Source organism: Methanosarcina barkeri str. Wiesmoor (genome assembly GCF_000969985.1).
Lineage (GTDB): Archaea > Halobacteriota > Methanosarcinia > Methanosarcinales > Methanosarcinaceae > Methanosarcina > Methanosarcina barkeri_B.
Genome location: NZ_CP009526.1, coordinates 3733043 through 3753801 on the forward strand (window position 1 = coordinate 3733043; position 20759 = coordinate 3753801).

17 protein-coding genes and 1 pseudogene are annotated in these 20759 nt (G+C 38.8%); 4 read left to right on the plus strand and 14 right to left on the minus strand.

Annotated features, from left to right (window positions below):
• Positions 1–502: 502 nt before the first annotated feature.
• Positions 503–1417, plus strand: coding sequence for a quinolinate synthase NadA (nadA, locus tag MSBRW_RS15385; RefSeq protein ID WP_011306851.1), 915 nt, complete (start codon positions 503–505; stop codon positions 1415–1417).
• A 114-nt stretch (positions 1418–1531) separates the two neighbouring features.
• Here nadA and MSBRW_RS20440 read toward each other — a convergent pair whose 3' ends face one another.
• Positions 1532–3502, minus strand: coding sequence for a PGF-pre-PGF domain-containing protein (locus MSBRW_RS20440; protein WP_011306850.1), 1971 nt, complete (start codon positions 3500–3502; stop codon positions 1532–1534).
• Between the two features lie 853 nt (positions 3503–4355).
• Between MSBRW_RS20440 and MSBRW_RS15395 the strand changes: the two genes are divergently transcribed.
• A complete protein-coding gene (locus MSBRW_RS15395) occupies positions 4356–5225 on the plus strand; it encodes a geranylgeranylglycerol-phosphate geranylgeranyltransferase (protein ID WP_011306849.1) in 870 nt (289 codons plus the stop codon).
• A gap of 22 nt (positions 5226–5247) precedes the next feature.
• On the opposite strand, the gene MSBRW_RS15400 is transcribed toward MSBRW_RS15395, so the two are convergent.
• Both MSBRW_RS15400 and MSBRW_RS15405 read right to left on the minus strand, forming a co-directional pair.
• Positions 5248–6480 (minus strand): methionine adenosyltransferase, encoded by a 1233-nt coding sequence (locus tag MSBRW_RS15400; protein ID WP_011306848.1) that lies wholly within the window; start codon positions 6478–6480, stop codon positions 5248–5250.
• Between the two features lie 441 nt (positions 6481–6921).
• Positions 6922–7671 (minus strand): RNA ligase partner protein, encoded by a 750-nt coding sequence (locus MSBRW_RS15405; RefSeq protein WP_011306847.1) that lies wholly within the window; start codon positions 7669–7671, stop codon positions 6922–6924.
• A gap of 734 nt (positions 7672–8405) precedes the next feature.
• On the opposite strand from MSBRW_RS15405, the gene MSBRW_RS15410 reads away from it, so the two are divergent.
• Both MSBRW_RS15410 and MSBRW_RS15415 read left to right on the plus strand, forming a co-directional pair.
• A complete protein-coding gene (locus MSBRW_RS15410) occupies positions 8406–8786 on the plus strand; it encodes a hypothetical protein (protein WP_011306846.1) in 381 nt (126 codons plus the stop codon).
• A gap of 423 nt (positions 8787–9209) precedes the next feature.
• Complete coding sequence (locus tag MSBRW_RS15415; protein WP_011306845.1) at positions 9210–9602, plus strand: thioredoxin family protein; 393 nt, start codon at positions 9210–9212, stop codon at positions 9600–9602.
• A gap of 90 nt (positions 9603–9692) precedes the next feature.
• Here the strand turns inward: MSBRW_RS15415 and MSBRW_RS15420 are convergent, their stop codons facing one another.
• The 11 genes and pseudogenes from MSBRW_RS15420 to MSBRW_RS15475 all read right to left on the minus strand — a co-directional run bounded on the left by MSBRW_RS15420 (position 9693) and on the right by MSBRW_RS15475 (position 19379).
• Positions 9693–10487, minus strand: a complete 795-nt coding sequence (locus MSBRW_RS15420; RefSeq protein ID WP_011306844.1) for an ABC transporter permease — start codon at positions 10485–10487, stop codon at positions 9693–9695.
• 130 nt (positions 10488–10617) lie between these two features.
• A pseudogene (locus tag MSBRW_RS24360) lies at positions 10618–11943 on the minus strand (IS256 family transposase).
• A gap of 30 nt (positions 11944–11973) precedes the next feature.
• Positions 11974–12762 (minus strand): hypothetical protein, encoded by a 789-nt coding sequence (locus MSBRW_RS15435; protein WP_011306843.1) that lies wholly within the window; start codon positions 12760–12762, stop codon positions 11974–11976.
• A gap of 481 nt (positions 12763–13243) precedes the next feature.
• The gene (locus MSBRW_RS15440; RefSeq protein WP_011306842.1) at positions 13244–13663 is read right to left on the minus strand and encodes a hypothetical protein; all 420 of its coding nucleotides are present in this window, start codon (positions 13661–13663) and stop codon (positions 13244–13246) included.
• A 271-nt stretch (positions 13664–13934) separates the two neighbouring features.
• Positions 13935–14462 carry a gamma carbonic anhydrase family protein gene (locus MSBRW_RS15445; protein WP_011306841.1) on the minus strand — a complete coding sequence of 176 codons (528 nt, stop codon included), beginning with the start codon at positions 14460–14462 and terminating at the stop codon, positions 13935–13937.
• A 317-nt stretch (positions 14463–14779) separates the two neighbouring features.
• The gene (locus tag MSBRW_RS15450; RefSeq protein WP_230669794.1) at positions 14780–15109 is read right to left on the minus strand and encodes a hypothetical protein; all 330 of its coding nucleotides are present in this window, start codon (positions 15107–15109) and stop codon (positions 14780–14782) included.
• A gap of 488 nt (positions 15110–15597) precedes the next feature.
• Positions 15598–16641: a hydrogenase expression/formation protein HypE gene (gene hypE, locus MSBRW_RS15455; RefSeq protein ID WP_011306839.1), complete on the minus strand. Its 1044-nt coding sequence runs from the start codon at positions 16639–16641 to the stop codon at positions 15598–15600.
• A gap of 229 nt (positions 16642–16870) precedes the next feature.
• Positions 16871–17533: a hydrogenase nickel incorporation protein HypB gene (hypB, locus tag MSBRW_RS15460; protein ID WP_048103280.1), complete on the minus strand. Its 663-nt coding sequence runs from the start codon at positions 17531–17533 to the stop codon at positions 16871–16873.
• Between the two features lie 52 nt (positions 17534–17585).
• A complete protein-coding gene (gene hypA, locus MSBRW_RS15465) occupies positions 17586–17987 on the minus strand; it encodes a hydrogenase maturation nickel metallochaperone HypA (RefSeq protein WP_011306837.1) in 402 nt (133 codons plus the stop codon).
• Complete coding sequence (gene hypD / locus MSBRW_RS15470) at positions 17980–19098, minus strand: hydrogenase formation protein HypD (RefSeq protein ID WP_011306836.1); 1119 nt, start codon at positions 19096–19098, stop codon at positions 17980–17982. The genes hypA and hypD overlap by 8 nt, the downstream gene beginning before the upstream one ends.
• Before the next feature lie 20 nt (positions 19099–19118).
• Positions 19119–19379, minus strand: coding sequence for a HypC/HybG/HupF family hydrogenase formation chaperone (locus tag MSBRW_RS15475; protein WP_011306835.1), 261 nt, complete (start codon positions 19377–19379; stop codon positions 19119–19121).
• Positions 19380–20759: the final 1380 nt, after the last annotated feature.

A 20759-nucleotide genomic window follows, 5' to 3' on the forward strand; every position in this document is an offset into this window, starting at 1 on the left:
AGCCTTTTTGACAAGAATTGTGCTCAAGCCTTTTTGATAAGAATTGTGCTCAAGCCTTTTTGACAAGAATTGCGCCACAACCGTTGAGCTGCAACAGTTGCGCCGTTTGATCACGCCGACAGGGTTTAGGGATAAGGTCAGCAAACCTAAACTTTATTCAGGATTTTCGATCAAACCTTTTTTCAAAAAGCTTGCAGGCAAGCAGTTTTTTAAAGACTTGCAGGACTCAGGTGGCAACTAGGAGGCTCACAAAAAATACAATTCACAAATATTATTCACAAATATTATATAGTGCGGGAGAGTTAAGCACGTAAGCTTTCCGGAGCAAATGGCATGCGTGCAAAAAGAGCGCGCTGGATGGAATTTCCGTCGTTGCACTCCTTTTTACGTTCACTAGCCTGTTAAAATCTTACATTTAAACTGGTTATTTTAAACTTGATCTTCAATCTCATACCCGGATCTCTATTTTCCGGACTTTATTCCAAAAACTTATGGTGATTCCATGCAGCAAGCAGAGTTAATAGAAAGGATCAAAGAACTCAAAATAAAACGAAATGCAGTTATTCTTGCTCATTATTATTCCCGTCCTGAGGTTCAGGATATTGCAGATTTTGTAGGAGACTCTCTGGGCCTTAGCCAGGAGGCTGTCCGTCAGACTGCTGATGTAATTGTTTTTTGCGGCGTCCATTTTATGGGAGAAAGCGCTGCAATTCTATGTCCTGATAAAACGGTCCTCCTGCCGGAAATTGATGCCACCTGCCCTATGGCAGACATGGTGGATATTGAAGGTCTCAGGAGAGAAAAAGAAAAGCATCCTAATGCCGTGGTGGTCTGCTATGTTAACAGCTCGGCTGCGATCAAGGCCGAGTCTTACATCTGCTGTACGTCTGCAAATGCCGTTGAGGTGGTAAACTCTCTGGAAGCTGAGAAGGTTATTTTTGTGCCTGATAAAAATCTGGCTGCTTATGTCGAATCTCGGACTGACAAAAAAATTATACCCTGGGAGGGACACTGTCCAACGCACCATCAGATCCTGAGAGAGGATGTCCTGAAAATGAAGGAAAAGCACCCAGAAGCAAAGTTTATTGCACACCCCGAATGCCGCCCCGAGGTTCTGGAGCTTGCAGACCATATTGCAAGCACACGAGGGATGATAATGTATGCAAAAAACTCTCCTGCAAAAGAGTTCATTATAGGTACGGAATGTGGACTTCTTCATGGGTTACATAAAGCAGCTCCCGAAAAGAAATATTATTGCGTTTCGGAATTTGCCTGCTGCCCGAGCATGAAAATGGTTAATCTTGAAAAAGTCCTGGTCTCTCTTGAAAAAGTCCAGCACGTAGTCACTGTCCCATACAATGTGAGGACCAGAGCAAAAGAAGCACTTGACCGAATGCTCGCGGTAAAAATTCGATAAGTATCTGGTGTTTAAGATTTTGTGTGTAAGATTCACTTTATTTAAGTGATGGGAAAAATAATAAGAAGTAGGTGAGAAGAAAATCTCACATACTTTATATAACGTATGTTTTTCTCATATCTTTTTCTTAAATATGCCATATCCAACAAGAAGCATGAAAAGCGGTAAGGAAATTGCCATAAGTATCCTTGCTGTTCCCATTGGATTCTTTATCCTACTGCTATTATTTCCTGCATTTCCGTAAAGAGCTGCTTTTCCTTCGTTTCCCAGATTTCTCAGGGTTTCCTGTATTTTTTCAGCCCCATTGATATTCATTAGATTTTGCCCGGTATATTCCGTTATTGCAAAGAAGGAATAGCCAGGAGTTTCCGATTTAAAGTAAATATAATTATCATCTTCTCCAACTTTTTCCGTGTAAAGTGGCTGCCAGTTACTATCATATCTTTGAAGGACTACCTGAGTCTCACTAATATTATTATCTTTGATCCATGCCTTCTCAACCTTAAACTCTACAAACCCACTATTAATGGAAGTCGGAAGCCCTGCTCCACGATCTCCTACCCAGATATTCACATATTTATATACTGTGCCTTCAGGAGAGGTCTGGACAAGGGTGGATCTGTTTTTAAGTTCTTCTACAACTGTTGTTGTTTTTCTGAATGTTTTCTTAGGATCAAATTCAATATTTACAATGCACGTGGCATTTTTTGTAAAATCGAACTGGACAGGATAGCCACTCACGATACTCATGATAGAAAGTTCCTGAGCAGCAATATTGGTTGCTGGCTCGCTGGAAACAAGATTCATACCCGAACCACCAGAACCTGAACCACTAGAACCTGAACCACTAGAACCTGAACCACTAGAACCTGAACCACTAGAACCTGAATCCTCATTTCCAGTATCTGAACTCCCGTTATCTGAACTTGTGTTATCCGAATTTTGGGTATCAGAATCCCCACTATCTGAACTTGTGTTATCCGAATTTTGGGTATCAGAATTTCCATTATCTGAACTTACGGTATCTGAATTTTGGGTTTCTGAATTTCCAGTATCCTGATTTGTGTCTGAATTTCCAGTATCTGAATTTTTGGTATCTGAGTCACCGCTACCTGAGTCTGAATCTCCTTTGCTAGAATCTACGTTATCTGAATCGGAAGTTGAATTTTTATCATCCGAGCTAGTGCCCGAATTTCCATCGTCTAAGCCGGAATCAGAATTACCGGCATCAGGACTAGTGCTTGAATTTCCATTGTCTAAGCTGGAATCTGAATTACTATCATTCGAGCCAGAATCGGAATTTTTATCATTTGAGTCTGAATCTGAACTCCCATTATTTGGGCCTGAATCTGAATTACCATCATCTGGGCTAGTGTCTGAATTTCCATCGTCTAACCCTGAATCTGAGTTACTATCATTCGAGCCAGAATCTGAACTTCCATCACTTAAGTCTGAGTCTGAATTGCCATCATCTGGGCTATTGTTTGAATTTCCATCATCTAACCCTGAGTCTGAATTACCATCATCTGGGCTATTGTTTGAATTTCCATCATCTAACCCTGAATCTGAATTACCATCATCTGGGCTATTGTTTGAATTTCCATCATCTAACCCTGAATCTGAACTACTATCACTTGAGCCAGAATCTGAACTTCCATCACTTAAGTCTGAGTCTGAACTACTATCACTTGAGTCAGAATCGGAATTTCCATCACTTAAGTCTGAGTCTGAACTACTATCACTCGAGCCAGAATCGGAACTTCCATCACTTGAGCCAGAATCCACTTTGTCCGTGTCTGAATCTCCTGTATCTGAACTTCCGCTGTCTGAGACTGAATCTCCTGTATCTGAACTTCCGCTGTCTGAGACTGAATCTCCTGTATCTGAACTTCCACTGTCTGAGACTGAATCTCCTGTATCTGAACTTCCGCTGTCTGAGACTGAATCTCCTGTATCTGAGCTTCCACTATCTGAGACTGAGCTTTCGTTGTCTCCTAGAGCATGTACCATTCCGGGAGCCATTCCAAGGATTGTTAGCATTATCAATAATATATAAAATAGTGAATTACAAAAACCGGCTTTCATTTTTTATTTGCCTCCACCCACATGTCTGTAAGCAGAAATGTCTGGTACACAAGTAAGTTATTGACAAGTAACCATGTAATTTATAGAAACAATATCCAGGGGTTTACTTTTGTAGATTTTTCCCAATAAGTTGTTAGTCTAAAATTGTTAGTCTAAGATATATTTTTTGTTCCAAGCCAATGTTTTGAGTTTATGAATGGCAGAAGCAAAACATGATTTAAAGGTCAAGAATCACATTGATCACATCTGCCTGTCTCTTTGAAGCTGGCTAATACTTAACAGATATTAGAGGGAAGAACGGCAAGAAATAAACTTTGTTTTACTTAATATTATCCTTTCAATAAATATACTCATGAAATTGAGTGACATCATATATACAGTTTGAGTCTTCCTACCAAGAAGAGATCAATCAGATCAGCCTCTTGAGCTAAAACCGTTGCGCCGGTTGATCACGTCGGATAGAGTTTGAGGATAAGACTTTCAAACTCAAACGTTTCTCGGGGTTTTCGGTCAAGCCTTTTTCCAAAAGGGTTGCGGTCAAACCATTTTCCAAAAGGGTTGCAGTCAAGCCTTTTTTAATAAGACTCGCAATCGCACCCGCTGGGTGACCCAAAACGAAGTTTGAGTAAATCCACCCTTCTGAGATCGTTAAGAATGTAGCCTTTCTTGCCCATAAGTAGATCCGCTTGGTTCAACTTATTATCTTCATAATGATTCAACCCTCTTGAGCGAACGAAGTGAGCGAAAAGGGCACCGTCCTCCCGAGACGGGACTCGGGTGACGGAACTCAGGTGACGAGACTCTGGCAAGAAAATCCGATACCTTTAATACTTTATAATACTGCTTTGTTGTGATGTCTGCAAGCGTACGCACATATCTGGAGATTATGAGATACGAAAACTGCCTCATGGCAGGTTTTGCAGCTATAATCGGAACACTGATAGCTTTTAATATCCTGACATCTAATGCCCCCAGTTCTTATAGTCCTGGAGAATTCCCTTTATTTTCTTCAGTCCTTATATTCCTAGCTGTATTTTTGGTTGCAGGCGCAGGAAATGCCATTAACGACTATTTTGATGTCAGGATAGACTCAATAAACCGCCCTGATAGGCCTATTCCATCAGGCAGAATGAAGTTAAAAGAAGCCCTTTATTTCTCTTACACACTGTTTGCCCTTGGAACACTTCTGGCTTTTTCAATCAACCCAATTTGCGGGGTTATTGCCTTATTTAATTCACTAGTGTTAATTTTCTACGCAAAAACCCTCAAAGGCACTCCTCTTTTGGGAAACCTAAGCATAGGCTACCTTACCGGCTCAAGTTTTTTATTTGGAGCATCGGTTTTTGGACTTGAAGGACTCAAAGCCCTTTTTGTGCTTTTCCTGCTTGCAGCTCTTGCGATTACTGCCAGGGAAATTGTAAAGGACATTGAAGATATGGAAGGCGATAAAATGGAAGGGGCAGATACCCTACCTCTTCGGGTCGGGGCAAAAAAAGCAAGTTACCTTGCAGCACTCATAGGTTTTCTGGCCGTCATTTTTAGCCCTCTTCCTTACCATCTATCGATGCTTGGCCTGCGTTATCTTTATCTTGTACTTCTGGCAGACCTTGGGTTTCTTGCAGCGATCTACCAGCTTCTTGCTCGCAACAATCCTACGAAATCTTCTAAAATGTTCAAGATCGCAATGTTCTTTGCGCTCATTGCTTTTATTGCCGGGGTATAATTATTCCCGGATAAAACTCTTCTCAGCATACAGGACATTTTCCTGCAACAAGTTCCATGGAGAAGGCCTGTATATTCTCAAGTTCTTTTTCCATTACCTCAGCCACTTCTTTTTCTACTTCACTTGCAGACCCTTTCTTCATTATGAGCTGGGCAGTTGCAATCTGAGGCTGGTCGATTGGAGTTCCGATTTCACTCAAAAGCCAGACATAAACTTCGGAGATATCAGGCACCTCACTATAGATCCGCGCTGCAATCCTGTGGGAAAGAAGGTTGTAAACCTTTCCTGTATGGCTTACAGGATTTTTACCTGCGGCAGCTTCACTGCTAACAGGACGATTTAGCGGGATTATTCCGTTTACGCGGTTTCCACGCCCGACCTGCCCGCCATCTGCATCTTCCGCAGAAGTACCGGTTACCGTGGTATAAATCCCCTGCAGCCCCCTGCCCGGAATGTCCAGAGTATTAAGAGAAACTGTCGGTTTCAGACACATGCAGCCCTCAAATTCAGACCTTGCTTTTTCTGCAAACCCGGCAGTAAATTCCTCTATTCGGTTGTGCAACTCGATTTTCTTTTTAAAGTATGCTTCTTCTGACTCGACAAACCTATCAACAAGCGGCATTGCAACGGTCAGGTGCATATCTTCCCTATGCCTGAGCCCCATAACTTTTACGTCCTCTCCTGATTCCGGATATTCTTTTTTGAACTTTCTGGAGTTCAGGTATCGTTCGCATTCGAAAACAAGCTTCTCAGTGGGGCTGAGAGGGGCATATCCAACTGCTGCAGAAGTGTCGTTTGCCCCGAGGATCTTTTCTCCCCTTCTAAAAATATCCGTAAGTTCTGCAGAACCTCTTTTTAGCTCGATCTGGTATATTAGATTTTCAGGGTCCACAAAGCGGATATTATCCCGGAGCCATTGCTGCGCCGTATTGACCGCAAGCGCAGGAACATCGATTTCTATCCCCTGCGCTTCAAAAGTAGCCCTGTCCCCGATGATAAGTCTCATAGGGCTTACAACTCTGCCTCCTCCCAGTCTTCCCTCCACTTTCCCCGCAACAAGCATGCCTTTGTCTATATTATAGTGCAGGATACTCCCGAAAGTCTCAAGGTACTTCTGGCTCAGCTTTACTGAAATTTGTTCCATTATGGCATCACAGATATAGTCCGGATGCCCCAACCCTTTTCTTTCTACAACCTCAACTCTCTGGCGGTAAACTTCAGATGCTTTTAGTTCATCTATGACTATATTTCTCAACTCTTACCCCCCCAAGTCTTTAAAAGCCACAGTTTCCTTAAATACAGTTTCTTTAGATACAGTTTCTTTAGATACAGTTTCTTTAGATACAGTTTCTTTAGATACAGTTTCTTTAGATACAGTTTCCTTAGATACAGTTTCCTTAGATACAGTTTCCTTAGATACAGTCTCCTTAAAGCACGTTTTTTTAAAAGTACGGTTTCCTTAAAGGCATAATTCCCTTAAGGCCTGATAATAATTGATGTCTACTATTCCACTGAGACTCATAGCTCGATAGCACAGCCTGAGGGTAATTCCCCTTATTAAAACCTCAAGCCCATTACAGGACTAAGTTTCAAGCCTTTGATCTGAATAATTTCAACCTTCTCATCTGACCAAGTACCCAGATTTTTATTATTGGCTTCGCTTTCAGTTGTTATAAAGGCTTGAGAATCAAAGTCATTAGATAAATTCTATTTCTCCCGAAGATCCCTCTTTGCTTTTGTCTCGGTTTTCGTACTCTGGCTCATTTTCGTTTTCCGGAAGATGCTTCAGGTATTCCTGTATCATCATGGGAAAAACATTTGCAGGTACAAAGCGAACTCCAAGCTGTTCGGCCCACTTTTCAATCCCGTAATCGCTTGCAATTACTGCGGCATCAAGCTCCTTGGCAAGAATGAGAACATCAATATCAGGAGCACTATCAAGAATCCCATATCTCAGGGCGGCTCGATATTTGTTTCGGAATTTGCCAATGATCCCTCCAATTACTTCCCTCTCAACCTCTTCCTTATACTCTTTTTTCTTGTTTTGCGGATTTTCCATAAAGAGGCATTCAGTAGCTGCCTCCCATATCGCGTCCTCAGCTACTCCCATTCCCCGGTTAATTCTTTCCCGCATATAGGCAACGTATTCATGAAATATCTGAGAAGTTACGCTAACTCTATACCGGTCAGGAGATTTTTTTACAAGCCAGGTATCTATTTTAGCCACGACCTCCCTGTCACAGCCGTTGCGGCTTGCAAATTCGTACATCTCTTTATATACTGACGGATAGGGCACGTAGCAACTTATCCCGAAATGCAGACGAGCATCGGCTATCAGGTCAAGAATCGCTTTCATTCCCTCGCAAAGAGAAGCATAGCCCATAACCTCACGCGTCTGCAGGTCCGTTAATGCTGTAGTATCCAGCACAAATCTCTGCTTAAGCATTTTTTCGAACCCTTTTGAGTAATCTTCTTTATCGTCTTATGTATTGATCAAAGATGAATAAAATTCTTTGTTTTATTCCCTTTATTTTCTCCCTATTTAGCTTATTAAATTAGTAACTTCCTTTCTGTTTGCTTGATAACTTCCATTCTACTTACTAACTTTTATTATGTTTGCTTGACAACTTCCATTCTACTTACTAACTTTTATTATGTTTGCTTGATAATTTAAATTCTGTTTGCTTCACAACTTTATTATGACCATTAACTACTTTCATTCAGATTATTTACTATATTTTAATTTTTTTTCTGTTTTTGTGATCCGTCTTTTATTCAGGAAGTCCCTTTACTTTTTGATCAAAATCAATAACTGTATATAGTTTCAAGACCTATATTTTCATAGGGAAGTTTAAAACCAGAGACTAGAAAGCGGTTTAAAACGAATTTTTGTAAAGTGTCTTCTAATGTTGTTTCGATTCAAATGTGAAAAATATTTCCGAGAGGACATTGTAAAAAACGTTTCCTTGTTAATTTACATTGTTTGCTTTTCCATCTCTGGACCGATCTTCTCGATGTTGATATGCTGGCAAGCCAATGCCAGTAGGTAAAACACAGCTTAACGGTGTGAAAAATAGTCCGATTCGGCATGAGTATGGGTAATAAGCTAAAACTGGGGAATATGATTTGAGTGCAAACACGGAGACATTGAAGCCTTGTGTAGGCTCATCACAGGGTTTGGTGAGAAATCCTCTGGACACAGGAGGCAACACAATGAAGGAGCATTGTAATATTTGTGGTCGGGAACTGCTGGAAGATGTACTGGTTGTGGACACCAGCCTGGATATGAAACCAATAAAGTTCAAGGATGTTCACGGAGATAAGTCCGATCTGATATGCATTGAATGTGCAATTGATTCGGTTGAGAATCCACCTTTCGTATGTTCGAGATGTGGCCAGCCAATCGAATTTAATGAAAAATTCTATGTATTCAGGGAGGCAACCACAAAACCAGGCGGTCCCAAAATTGACTTTAAAGAACCATGTCTCGATGACAAACACATCTGCAGCACATGTTTTGGTGAGATCATGAACCCTGAGGGTGAAGAAAAAAGGGTCTAAATGAAAAAACCTTCTATAAACTTCATTCCCTCTTCCGAAATTTTGAACCCTTGGACTAAAATTGGGTTTCAGTTCCTGGAAAGTCTCGCCAAGAGAATACAGAACTGATTTTTCAGTTCTGTCACCCGCTTTTTCTAATTTTTCTTTGTTCCTATTGTCTTTCGTCTCTATTTGTTTTGAATTTCTTATTTAGAACTTCTGGCTTAAAAAAGTAATTTTTGAAAATTTTTTAAGTGGTTTGCCCACATATACGTGAACTTAATTTTATAAAGCATAAATATTAATCTTATAAAAGTAGATAATATTGACCTAATAAGCGCAATCTGATATACAAAATCTGAGGAACTGAATGATTTATTTTGAAATTTCTAACACTCAATTAATCTGTTCTGTGAACTTATTCATAACTTTGGGGGTAATCGATTGAACGGAAGCAATGTGATCGAAATCCAAGATACGACATGGGGAGAAGTGGTAGAAAGCTCCAAAAAGCCGGTTATTGTAATGTTCTATAGCCCTACCTGCCCTTATTGCAAAGCTATGGAACCTTATTTTATGAACTATGCAAGGGAATACAAAAACTCAGCAATTTTTGCCCGCGTGAACATTGAAACAAGTCCCTGGACTACTGAAAGGTACGGAGTTCAGGGCACACCTACGTTTAAGTTTTTCTGTCACGGAAGGCCTGTATGGGAACAGGTAGGCCAGATTTATCCTTCCATCCTGAAAACCGCAGTTGAAGATATGATTCATTACGGAGAAGAGTGTATAAGAAAAAGCACACCAGTTGGTCAGGATATTACAGGATACACTTGAATCAACCTAAATGAAGTATAGAGTATTTTTTTAGTTTTTTGAGCCCTCAATTTGGCTCTCAAGCTTTTGCATTTTCCAGTCATAATTTTTTCAGAGATTTTTCTCGTATAACTTCTTATTTACAAGTCCATATTCATCAAAAGCTGTCCTGAAGCTTGTGAGAATGCTAAGAGTTGTTCCAAGCAGGGTTGAAACATATTGTGCTATCATGATGGTAATCTGATACTTAATGGCAACTAGAGGACTTGCTCCCCCAAGGATCTGTCCTGTCATCATTCCTGGCAAAGTGACGATCCCCACGGATGCGATATTTGCTAAAGTGGGTTTTACTGCAGCCCTTAAACTTTTTCGCAGGTATGGTAGAACAGCCTCATACATGCCTGCACCAAGAGATAAGCTGTAAAGATAGCGGTTCTCGTTTCGCTTGATATCGCTATAAAAGTCACCTATCCCTACCACATTTCCTCGAAGAGAATTTCCAAGAAACATGCCTGCTATAGGGATCAGATAACGTGCGTCAAGGAGATTTTCCAGATTAATAACGAATTTATTGAAATATAATAGAACTGCCAGGCTTGAAAAGGCAATGGCTAAAATGATGGGCACAAAGAGTTTTTTTACATTAAGATCCACACTTTTTATTGCCGTATAGGACGCAAAGAAGATCATTATTCCTACCCAGGCCAGATTTAAAAGTCCGTTATTCAGATTAAAAATAAAGTTCAGAAAAATGCCTGCTAAAAATAGCTGGATTGACATCCTGAAGACAGCTTCCAGAGTACTTTTTTCGAGTTCAAGCCGAATTTTCCAGCTTATGAAAATAGGAATTGCAAGTAAGAAAAAACAGAAAATTAACGAGGTATAGCTAATGTCATAAATCGGCATTTTTTCAGTCTTCTTAAGTTTTGTTTTTTGTTTAGTTTTGTTTATTGTTTTATTTATTGTTTTGTTTATTGTTGGCAGTGTGCCTAATCTTCTGTGAATTTTACTCTATACCCCTATTCTTCTTTTTTGATTACTGCTCCATTACTATATACCTGTTTTCTGTAATCCATTCATCATATATATCAATAAGTATTGAGACTACCAATCTCAATACTGATTCCTGGTTCGGAAATGCTCCCACAACTCTGCTTCTTCTTTTTATTTCCTTGTTAGTTCTCTCCATCATATTTGTTGTCCTTATTCTTCTCCAATGACTCTGTGGAAACTGCATGTAGTTCATCACATCATATTGGAAATGTTCAAGAGTATCAGCTGCACTTTTATATCCCATATTATCCAGTTCCCTTATCAAATCCTGTAACTTCTGACGGCCTACCAATGCTTCTTTTATTTTCTCTGATACTTCTTTCTGTTTCTTTTTTGGAACCTTTTTTAGAACTTGTCTTATCAGATGAACGTGACACATCTGCCAGCTTGATCCAATAAAGGATTCTATAACTGCTTTTTGTATCCCTTTATGGCCATCAGAAATAACTAACTTTAAGCCTCTTAACCCTCTTTCTTTAAGGTCTTCGAATAGATCTTCCCGGAATAGAGAGTCTTCACTGTCTGCCAATCTTACTCCAAGAATCTCACGTAAACCATCATCTCTAATTCCAGCAACTACAAAAAGAGCTTTATTTTCATAATGGAGTCCATTTCTTACTTTAAGATAAGTCGCATCAACAAAAAGGTAAGGAATTTCGTGTTCTATTGGCTTTAAGAGAAATTCTTCAACTTTCTCATCAAGTTCTTTAGTAATTCTGGAAACAGAAGAAGCTGAGATTCTCTCTGCTCCTAAAGCAGTCATGATCTTTTCCACCCGTCGGGTGGAAACACCTTGAGGGTAAGATTCCGCTACAGCAGCTAATATGGACTTTTCAACCCTGGAACCCACTTTCCGCAGATGTACACAAGAATGCTATCAATTATCTCAATGTGGTAGTAAATTAAAAATTAGTCTATTCCGTGATTGACTATTTTGGACAATTAAGCAAATAAATTCTACATTTGTGTACATCTGCGGAATGTAGGCTGGAATACTTTTCAAATACTTGAGTTTCAAAAGGAAATTCACGGAACTGAGGCTTTAACAATTCAAGTTCTCCATATTTGGTAAGGAGAGTTCGGGGTTTGTAGCCGTTTTTACTGGCTTTTCGTGAATCAGTACGCTCATAACGTTGTGCACAAGATTGGAGGAGAGATTCCTCCTCCATAACAAGATTTAAAAACCAAGTAATTAGCCGACGAATTCCATCTTCCTGATCGACAAGATGATTTTTTATGAATGAGAATAGATTAACCATCGACTCTACATCCTATTTTTTTGTGGTGAAGAAAAAGGATACAGAGTCAATCATATTTTACAGAACTTTCGCTACACTGCCTAACTAGGTCTATAGCTATCCTTCTTCGCGTTTCCTTTCCATAGCCCGGGAATGTATCGCTGTTTGTATCTCATCTTCCCTATTTTCGGATTCATTTTTGTTCCTTTCCAGAAGCCAGGAATATAACGCATTTTGTGGTCACTTTTTTTTGTTTTTGGAGTCTCTACAGTTTCTTTCCATAATCCGGGAATGTATCGTTGTTTGTACCTGATCTTACTTATTTTTGGGTTCTCTTTTGTTCCTTTCCATAATCCGGGTACGTATTTTGGCTTGTGACCGGATTTATCGATTTTTGGAGTATCCGGTCTTCCTTTCCATAATCCGGGAATGTATCGCTGTCTGTACCTGATCTTCCCTATTTTCGGATTCATTTTTGTTCCTTTCCAGAAGCCAGGAATATAACGCATTTTGTGGTCACTTTTTTTTGTTTTTGGAGTTTCTTCAGTCCCTTTCCAGAGTCCGGGAATGTATCGCTGTTTGTACCTTATTTTCTCAAGCTTTGGGTTCTCTTTTGTTCCTTTCCATAATCCGGGTACGTATTTTGGCTTATAGTCGGGCTTCTCTGCCCCTGAAGTCTCTACGGTTCCCTTCCAGAATCCTGGCACATAACGCTGTCTGTACCTGATCTTACTTATTTTCGAATTTATTTTTGTCCCTTTCCAGGAGCCAGGGACATACTGGGATCTGGGGCCAGACTTCTCATTCATTCCGTAATTCTTTTTGACTTCAGTTTTTACTCTCTTTGTCGTTTTGCCAGCTTCTTCTTTTAGTTCATATCTCTTATTCATATCCCTAACATCTCTTTTTAATTCATTCAGTTTAACTGCGAAATTAGCGCATAAAACATTAAACTCGCTAGATTATAGATGTCAAACATATAAATAAATATTTCACAGTATTGCTTTATGGTTTTTCAGCTTCTTTGTACCAAATGGCATGCATTTTTACATGGTTGCATCCTGGCTCAACCATAACCCTAAAAGTCTCTACTAATTGTTTAGGTCTCCACTAATCGTTCTAGCCTCTACTAATCGTTCTATTTTGTAAGAATATGTTTCCAATCAAATTAAAATATATAAATAGAGTACAAACGATTTGTATTCTATACCCAAAAAATAAAAAAAGTTATCAAAAAAATGTAATAAAGTAGTGCCCAGTAGTTCGAACTTCTACATTGAAATCCTGAAACTGATTTAACTCAATTTTTGTAAATAGTTTTAATCTTGTTTTTCAGTTTTTTATTTCTAATATTTCCTGCAGTACGGAAGATCAGGAGATATCATTTTTTTCTCTAAGTTCGTTTGCTCTCTTTTCTGCTTCTTCTTTTGTCTGGAAAATTTCATTGGTGCAGTTACATTTTCGCATATTATGGTCGCAGTGGTAGATAATATACAGAATCTCAGATAAGCTGTCAGTGGGAACATAACTTAATTCGGTTAATCCCCTGCCTATACGAGTATAACTTTGCCCATCGATCTCTAGTTCTCCGGCATCTTTCAATGGATCATATCCAAAACATATCTCGCTGTCCAGTGCTATCTGCCATTCTTCTACAAAATAGTCAGGCTGGCCCTCAATGTAATCTTTCTCGCAATCCGAAGTACCAGTGCTTTTTAAGTACTCAAGCATGCTTTCATATACATCTATCGGCTTCACTTTTCCATAGTACAGGATGTTTATGTTCCTCATTTCCGTTTACCTCCATAACGATTTCGTATATTCTCATAAATATTAAATTTAAAAGAGAAACAGTTTTTTATTTTAATAGGATATCTGCAATAATCATATCGAAACTTTACTGGTATGCTTCTCGATTTCATAACTTGTTTTTTACCCACCTGCATGCATCTATTATTGCAAAGATCTGAATAGTAAAAAATGCGAATAGTCAAATAATATCTATTTTTATTCCTATGTTTTTACTTCTTTTGTATCTTTTTTACTTTTTTTTGCATCTTTTTTACTTCTTTTGTATCTTTTTTACTTCTTCCCTGTACTCTTTGACAAACTCCACATATTCTGCAGCGTTTTCTGCTATAGCTTCAATCTCGAATTTCTTAATTTCCCTTTTTACCTTCCCCGGAACTCCAATTATCAAACTGTTCTCTGGAAATTTCTTCCCTTCAGAAATCAGCGCATTTGCACCCACAATAGAATTTTTTCCTATCTCAGCCCCGTTCAATACTGTAGAGTTCATTCCTATAAGTACATTGTTTTCGATTCTACATCCGTGAAGCACAGCTCCGTGTCCTACAGTTACATCATTCCCTATCTGAACTCCATTCTCAGGATCAGCATGAATTACCACATTATCCTGGATACTTGTTCGGCTTCCGATTTTTATTTTATTCCTGTCTCCGCGAAGCACGGCATTAAACCACACACTTGAAAAATCCCATATTTCAATATCCCCTATAACATCTGCAGAATCTGCAATAAAAGCCGTTTCCGATATCTTCGGGCTTTTGCCTTTAAAGTTCATTATCATAATTATGTCTCCGTCTTTTCAAACATTATTTTTCTTATTATCCGGAAATTGATTTCATCTTTCGGTTTTAATTCTTTTATACAGGAAACTTTGCTCTCCATAAGCCTCAAAAGTTTAATTCAGACTTTTTATGAAGAAAATTGCCGTCAATAACAATGATATCTTCGCTTTATATTTTATAATAATCAGAACGCAGAACGATTAAGTGGAAATTACTTTGTTTCAGAATAAGGATCTCCTCTTTTTCTCAGTAATTACACTTTTAAGGCCTCTTGCTTTTGGGATTGTCTCAAAAGTGAATTTCACTAAATTCTTAATTAAACTGCATAACGGTAAATAAGGTATGCAATCACAAGGATTGTCAAAACAGAAAGGAAATTGTTCCCGGATTCTGGGTGTGTATTGTTTCTACTTTCTGGATTTTTTGATTGAAGTAAATGATCTATTATTAAAGAGATTGAAGGATCTGTTAAATGCTCTTTTCTCCTGTACTTGACCATGAGTGTGAAATGAATTAATGTTATAATAAAGGCCAGGATAAAAGTTGCAATACCTCCTATTGATATGTATCCCACTTGATCCAGGGTTCCAACTATCAAAAAAGATACAAAGTATACTGGAACTGAACGCCATAGTTCCTGTTCCACAATTGGGTCTCGGTTCATATTTCGGCTTCCTTTCTATTTTCAGTGACTTTCCTGCTCAATTTAGACTTATCTGGAATACTTCTATAAGTTATTGTTTTTCTCTGACTGCCTTATTCTTAAAACCTTTTCAACTTATTTTATTATTATATTGCAAATTTCTATAAGGTGATTTACTTTTAAACATTATTTAAAGTATTCGTAGATCTGTCTGAAAATGTAAACTGAATATATAGGCTGAAAATGGGCTGCGAACGAGAAAATGAAAAATAGGAAATGAAAAATAGGGAATGAAAAATAGGGAATGAAAAATACAGGACGAAAAATAGAGAACTAAAAGATAAAGTGAAGTAAAAATGATATAAAAATATAACGCAAAATGAAAAGGAAAAATAGAAAGTAAATCCGCTTAAATGAGAGGAAACAACTCTACGTTAAAACTCAATTCCAATAGTATTTTATCTTAAATCAATCTCAGCTAGTGCTGATCTTTAGCATACTCTGGGAATCGGGTCTCCGGCAGGTACATCTACAAAACGCATGCCACCGAAACGGTTTCTCAGGACCACTTCTTTCTTATCTGGAGTAACTTCTCCTATAACAGCTGCGTCCCTGCCGTAAGGGTGTTGCCTCAGGATTGAAAGCACTTCTTCTTCAAAGCCGGGTTTGACTCCAATAATTGCTTTTCCTTCATTTGCAACCTCAAGGGGATCCAGACCCAGCATCTCACAGGCTGCGGAAACAGCTGGTTTGAAAGGAATCCAGTCTTCTTCGATAAGAATGCCTGCTCCGGATTTTTCTGCCATCTCGTTCAGGGCGTTTGCAAGACCTCCGCGGGTCGGGTCTTTCATTGCCGTAATTACGGGTTTGCCCTCCGGAGTTCTGAGTTTCAGGAGGGGTTCTATGAGTTTCCAGAGTGGGGCTGAGTCCGAGGCAAGGTCGGTATCAAAGTCAAAACCTTCCCTGTGAGCCATAAGCGAGATTCCGTGGTCGCCAATAGTGCCTGTGACCAGAATTTTGTCTCCGGGCTGAAGTCCTGAGTCTCTTACAGGGCTATCCGTAATCCCCAGGCCTGCAGTGTTCAGGATAATCGAATCAAGCGCAGTTTTCTCCATGGTTTTAGTATCGCCCGTTATTATGGGTACACCAACTTCCGCAGCTGTTTTGTCCATTGTTTTAATAATTTCCTCAAATTCCTTGAGTGGAAAACCTTCAGGGACTATGACTGCACAGGTAAGGGCAAGGGGCTTTGCTCCCATAACCGTAAGGTCATTGACAGTGCCTGCAACTGCAAGCCTTCCTATATTGGTATTCGGGAAAAAGGCAGGTGTAATCACATGACTGTCAGTAGTCATTACGAGTTCGCATCCATTGTTGAAGTCTTCAAGCCTGACCGTGGACCCATCATCAAGACATTCAAGTCCAATTGAGCCTGCACTTTTATTGTGAAAGTTTTTAAGAATTATTTCTCCTATAAGTGCCTGCATAACTTCTCCGCCTGCACCGTGCTCAAGAGAAATGGTATTTGATTTCATATAAGTCTCCTTTTTTCCGCCTTTTAAACCCTGCTGGATCTTCTTAATCTGTGTTAAATCTTATTAATCCGAGCTTCGAGTTAATTCATTTAGTCTGATTTCTAACTTGATCTTCACTAACTCTGGCTCAAGCTAATTCTCTTTAATCTGATTTCTAACTTGATTTTCATTAACCCTATCTCGAGTTAATTTTCTTTAACTTGGTTTCTTTATTCTCTTTAATCTCGCCTCATCTATTTTGAGCTTCTTTAACTCCAAGCTCGATAAAGCTAATCCAGGTTTCCAGGCTTTCCCAGTCATGCTTTGAAGTCAGGATAACCGGCACATTCGGTTTTAAGGAAAGAATGTCGTCTCGCATTTTTTCGGCATCGACATCAACCGCGTGTGCAATGTCAACTTTATTTATTACTGCAAGATCTGAAGTCTTGAATATCATGGGGTGCTTGAGAATAATGTCATCTCCCTCGGTCACGCTCACGATTACGACCCTCAGGTGTTCCCCTAGTTTGAAGTCCACAGGGCAGATAAGGTTGCCTACGTTCTCAATTATCAGAAGATCCGTATTACTAAGATCGATTTCATCCAGAGCTTTTTCCACCAGTTTTGCATCAAGGTGGCACTCTTTTCCGGTATTTATGGGAATAGTAGGTACATCGAGTTTTCTGAAACGGGAAGAATCCATTTCTGCGACTACATCCCCTGCGATCACAGCTATCTTATACTTATCCTTAAGTTGCCTGATAGCTTCTTCAATCAGAGTGGTCTTTCCTGATCCAATTGCACCCATAACATTTACCGAGAAAACCTGATATTTGTCAAGTTTCTTTTTGTTTTTTTCAGCAACTTTATCATTTGCTTTGTAGACATCATGTCCCATATCGATTACATGCATTAACATAAACATCACTTGGGGAATTATTTTTTATTTTTTACCTTTTTGAGGTTCAATCCTGGTTTTCAGTTTCGATCTCGATACTTTTAATTATCAGCTCTCTTCCACCTGTAAGCTGAGCAGGTTTTCCGCAGACCGGGCATTCCATTACTGCCGCATAAGCCAGAAGTTCGCTTTCAAATTCACAGTTCTCGCGTATCTTTTTTTCATCTACTGCTCCCTTGTATCCACATTCGCATTCAAGAGAGGGCGGTATCATTTCTACAATAAGATCTGCATCTTTGGCAATACTTTCATCTGCAAGGACGTTAAAACAGAAACTAAGTTGTTCCGGATTAGTATGGGATAGTCTTCCCATCTGAAGGGTTACGTGCTTAACTTCCGTGGCTCCGTGCTCTTTGGCAGTAGACATTACCTGCTCGAAAATTTCACATGCAATGGACAATTCATGCAACTCTGTTGCCTCCTTCTCTTGAGTACCTGAACCAGTTATAACACATACCTTCCTGGCTTACCATACAGGGGCCTGCAGGGTTTTTCGGGGTACATTCTTTACCGAAGTTTGGACACTGGGAAGGCTTTGCTTTTCCTGTAAGGATAGCTGCGCAGATACAACGCTTTTTGTCTTTTCCTCCTGTTTTCTTTCGGACATCTTCAAGGGCAGAAGCATACAGATCCTCATGCTTTTTTGCAGCGTCCTTTTCTTCAAACTCTTTCCTGAGCACAAGCCCCGAATTTTCTATTTTCCCTATGCCTCGCCATTCAGAATCTGAGGTTTCAAATACTTCATTCATTATTTTAAGGGCAATCTGGTTCCCTTCAGGTTTTACAGCTCTCGGGTAGCCGTTATCTACCCTTGAGATTCCTTCTTCTGCCTGCAGTTGTAACAGGTTTATTCCAAGGAGAATATCTCCTGGTTCAAACCCACTTACGGCAATAGGAAAGCCTTTTTCTGCAAGAGACTCAAAAGGTTTTGTGCCTATTATGGTTGCCACGTGCCCAGGAGCTATAAAAGCATCAACGTCTGCGTCCCTGGCAAGGAATTCGACTGCAGGAGGGGTTTGCTTCTGCGAGGTAAGGAGGCTGAAGTTTTCGGGGGTCTTTCTTAAAAGAGCAGCCGCATTTGCAGGAACCGTGGTCTCAAAGCCTATTCCAAAAAAGACTACCTCAAGTTCTGGCTTTTTTTCTGCAAGGGCAATTGCATCGTCAATGCTATAGACCATCTTTACATTTGCCCCTTCAGACTTTGCATCCAGTAAGCTTTCAGCCGAACCCGGAACCCGCATCATGTCTCCAAAAGTGACAACCGTTGCCCCACTTTTCGCAAGGGCAATTGCAATATTAATATCTTCTTCAGGAGTCACACAAACGGGGCATCCGGGGCCGCTTATTACCTCGATATTTTTCGGAAGGATACTCCTTAACCCATATTTTGCTATAGTCCGCTCGTGAGTTCCGCAGACATGCATTATGCGAAGCGGTTTATCAAAGTCTCTGATTCTTTCCAGAAGCTTTTTTTCAATTTCAGGAATCGCTGGCTTTGAAGGTGAATTCCCGTTTTCCATTTTTCATCAGCGTCCGTTTTTCAGATAGATTCGCTTTCGGGTGTATCGATCTCTTCAAGTCCGGCGATCTGTCTGAGAAGGTGCATTGTTTCTTCACTTTCTTCTTCCGAGATTTCGGCTATTGCATATCCAACATGGACAAGAAAGTGTTTCCCTATCTGGGATTCATTAGCGCCTCCCATAAGGTCCATATTAACATCTCTACAGATCCCGCCCATGTCAATCGTTGCAGTATTCTCATTTACAATGGATTTTACTTTTCCAGGAATAGCTATACACATGTTTCCTCGAACTCTTTTTTTTTTAAAATCCTAGTTTATACAAGTTCTTTTTTAATGAGATAAATCCTTGTATTAAGATTTTACATAATTAATGAGATAAATCCTTGTATTAAGGTTTTACATGAATTATTTTACAAGAGATATATATTTGTAATGTATTTACAAGAAATGTATATTTGTAAGGTATATATATTTACAGGTATCAACTGAGCAAAAACCCCTCCAGTTTTACTTCCTTAAATGGCTAAACAGCTTTTATCCCCTTACTTGTTTTTATTTCGCTACTGCTGCTTTTAAATGATCGTTTTTTCTTTCTCCACTTGCCGCAAATAGAGAAATGGAGATATCATCAACAAGAACCTAATTTTACGTTTTAAACAAATCTATTATCGAAAATTATTTTTTAAAACTTTCTGGTTCTATTTTATATTCTTTTTGTTTTTTCATTTCACTTGCATAATTTAAAAATGTTTTTTGTCTTGATATTGAACTTGCTTTAGAAATGTTTCAGAAAGGGTTCTAAAATCGCTCTATTTGAGCAGGAATACTCTAGATTCTAAAAGATATCTAGATTCTAAAATACATGGATAATTGAGGCTTTAAAATACATGGATATAATTGAGGCCTTAAGATACATAGATAATTGAGGCTTTAAAATACATGGATAATTGAGGCTTGAGTAGTATTATATTATATATTATGCAGCTTCATATTATATATTATGCAGCTTCACATAATAAGATCAGCTTCTTTAGTACTTCTTTTCCGTTTTAAGTTTCTATTGAGTGTACTTTTCAGAATACTGAAGATCATAGTTAATAGAGAATACCCGGAATTAAACGCTTTTCAACTTTCTAGTAGGGATAAAATTCTCCTGGTTCCTTGAGAGTTAAACAGGGTCAGTTGCAACATCTCATTCTTTCTCATCAAATCTTAGTTCTGGTTAAAAAAGCTCAATCCACTAAAATATCCCTTAGAAATAAGTAATTCTCTTTTTGCTTTTCAAAACTTTTCTGCATTTTATTTTCTTTTCATGCATTTTGTCATAATACAGATAAATTTTTAAATATGAATTAGGACTTCATTAGTAACTTTTAACTTTTAAAATTAAATTAATTTTGTTGATCCTCTTTTCTCCTTCAAGAGGCTTCAATTCTACATATATGTACTACAACGCTCAACAATATACATTGAATTGTGTTATTTATATTGAAAGCCTATTATATTTATTATTGAATCATATGTCTCCAATCCAGCCAATTAATATATTTATTGGAACGTGTAAAAAACCTTAAATACTATTCCCTCATTGAAAAACATTAGTGGTAAATTTATGTATGTATTTATATAATTACTGTGGACAATTATTCAAAATTTTCT

Coding starts and splice junctions, on each gene's coding strand:
- nadA (WP_011306851.1), top strand. CDS start 503: ATGCAGCAAGCAGAGTTAATAGAAAGGATCAAAGAACTCAAAATAAAA.
- MSBRW_RS20440 (WP_011306850.1), bottom strand. CDS start 3,502: ATGAAAGCCGGTTTTTGTAATTCACTATTTTATATATTATTGATAATG.
- MSBRW_RS15395 (WP_011306849.1), top strand. CDS start 4,356: ATGTCTGCAAGCGTACGCACATATCTGGAGATTATGAGATACGAAAAC.
- MSBRW_RS15405 (WP_011306847.1), bottom strand. CDS start 7,671: ATGCTTAAGCAGAGATTTGTGCTGGATACTACAGCATTAACGGACCTG.
- MSBRW_RS15420 (WP_011306844.1), bottom strand. CDS start 10,487: ATGCCGATTTATGACATTAGCTATACCTCGTTAATTTTCTGTTTTTTC.
- MSBRW_RS15435 (WP_011306843.1), bottom strand. CDS start 12,762: ATGAATAAGAGATATGAACTAAAAGAAGAAGCTGGCAAAACGACAAAG.
- MSBRW_RS15440 (WP_011306842.1), bottom strand. CDS start 13,663: ATGAGGAACATAAACATCCTGTACTATGGAAAAGTGAAGCCGATAGAT.
- MSBRW_RS15445 (WP_011306841.1), bottom strand. CDS start 14,462: ATGATAATGAACTTTAAAGGCAAAAGCCCGAAGATATCGGAAACGGCT.
- hypE (WP_011306839.1), bottom strand. CDS start 16,641: ATGAAATCAAATACCATTTCTCTTGAGCACGGTGCAGGCGGAGAAGTT.
- hypB (WP_048103280.1), bottom strand. CDS start 17,533: ATGCATGTAATCGATATGGGACATGATGTCTACAAAGCAAATGATAAA.
- hypD (WP_011306836.1), bottom strand. CDS start 19,098: ATGGAAAACGGGAATTCACCTTCAAAGCCAGCGATTCCTGAAATTGAA.
- MSBRW_RS15475 (WP_011306835.1), bottom strand. CDS start 19,379: ATGTGTATAGCTATTCCTGGAAAAGTAAAATCCATTGTAAATGAGAAT.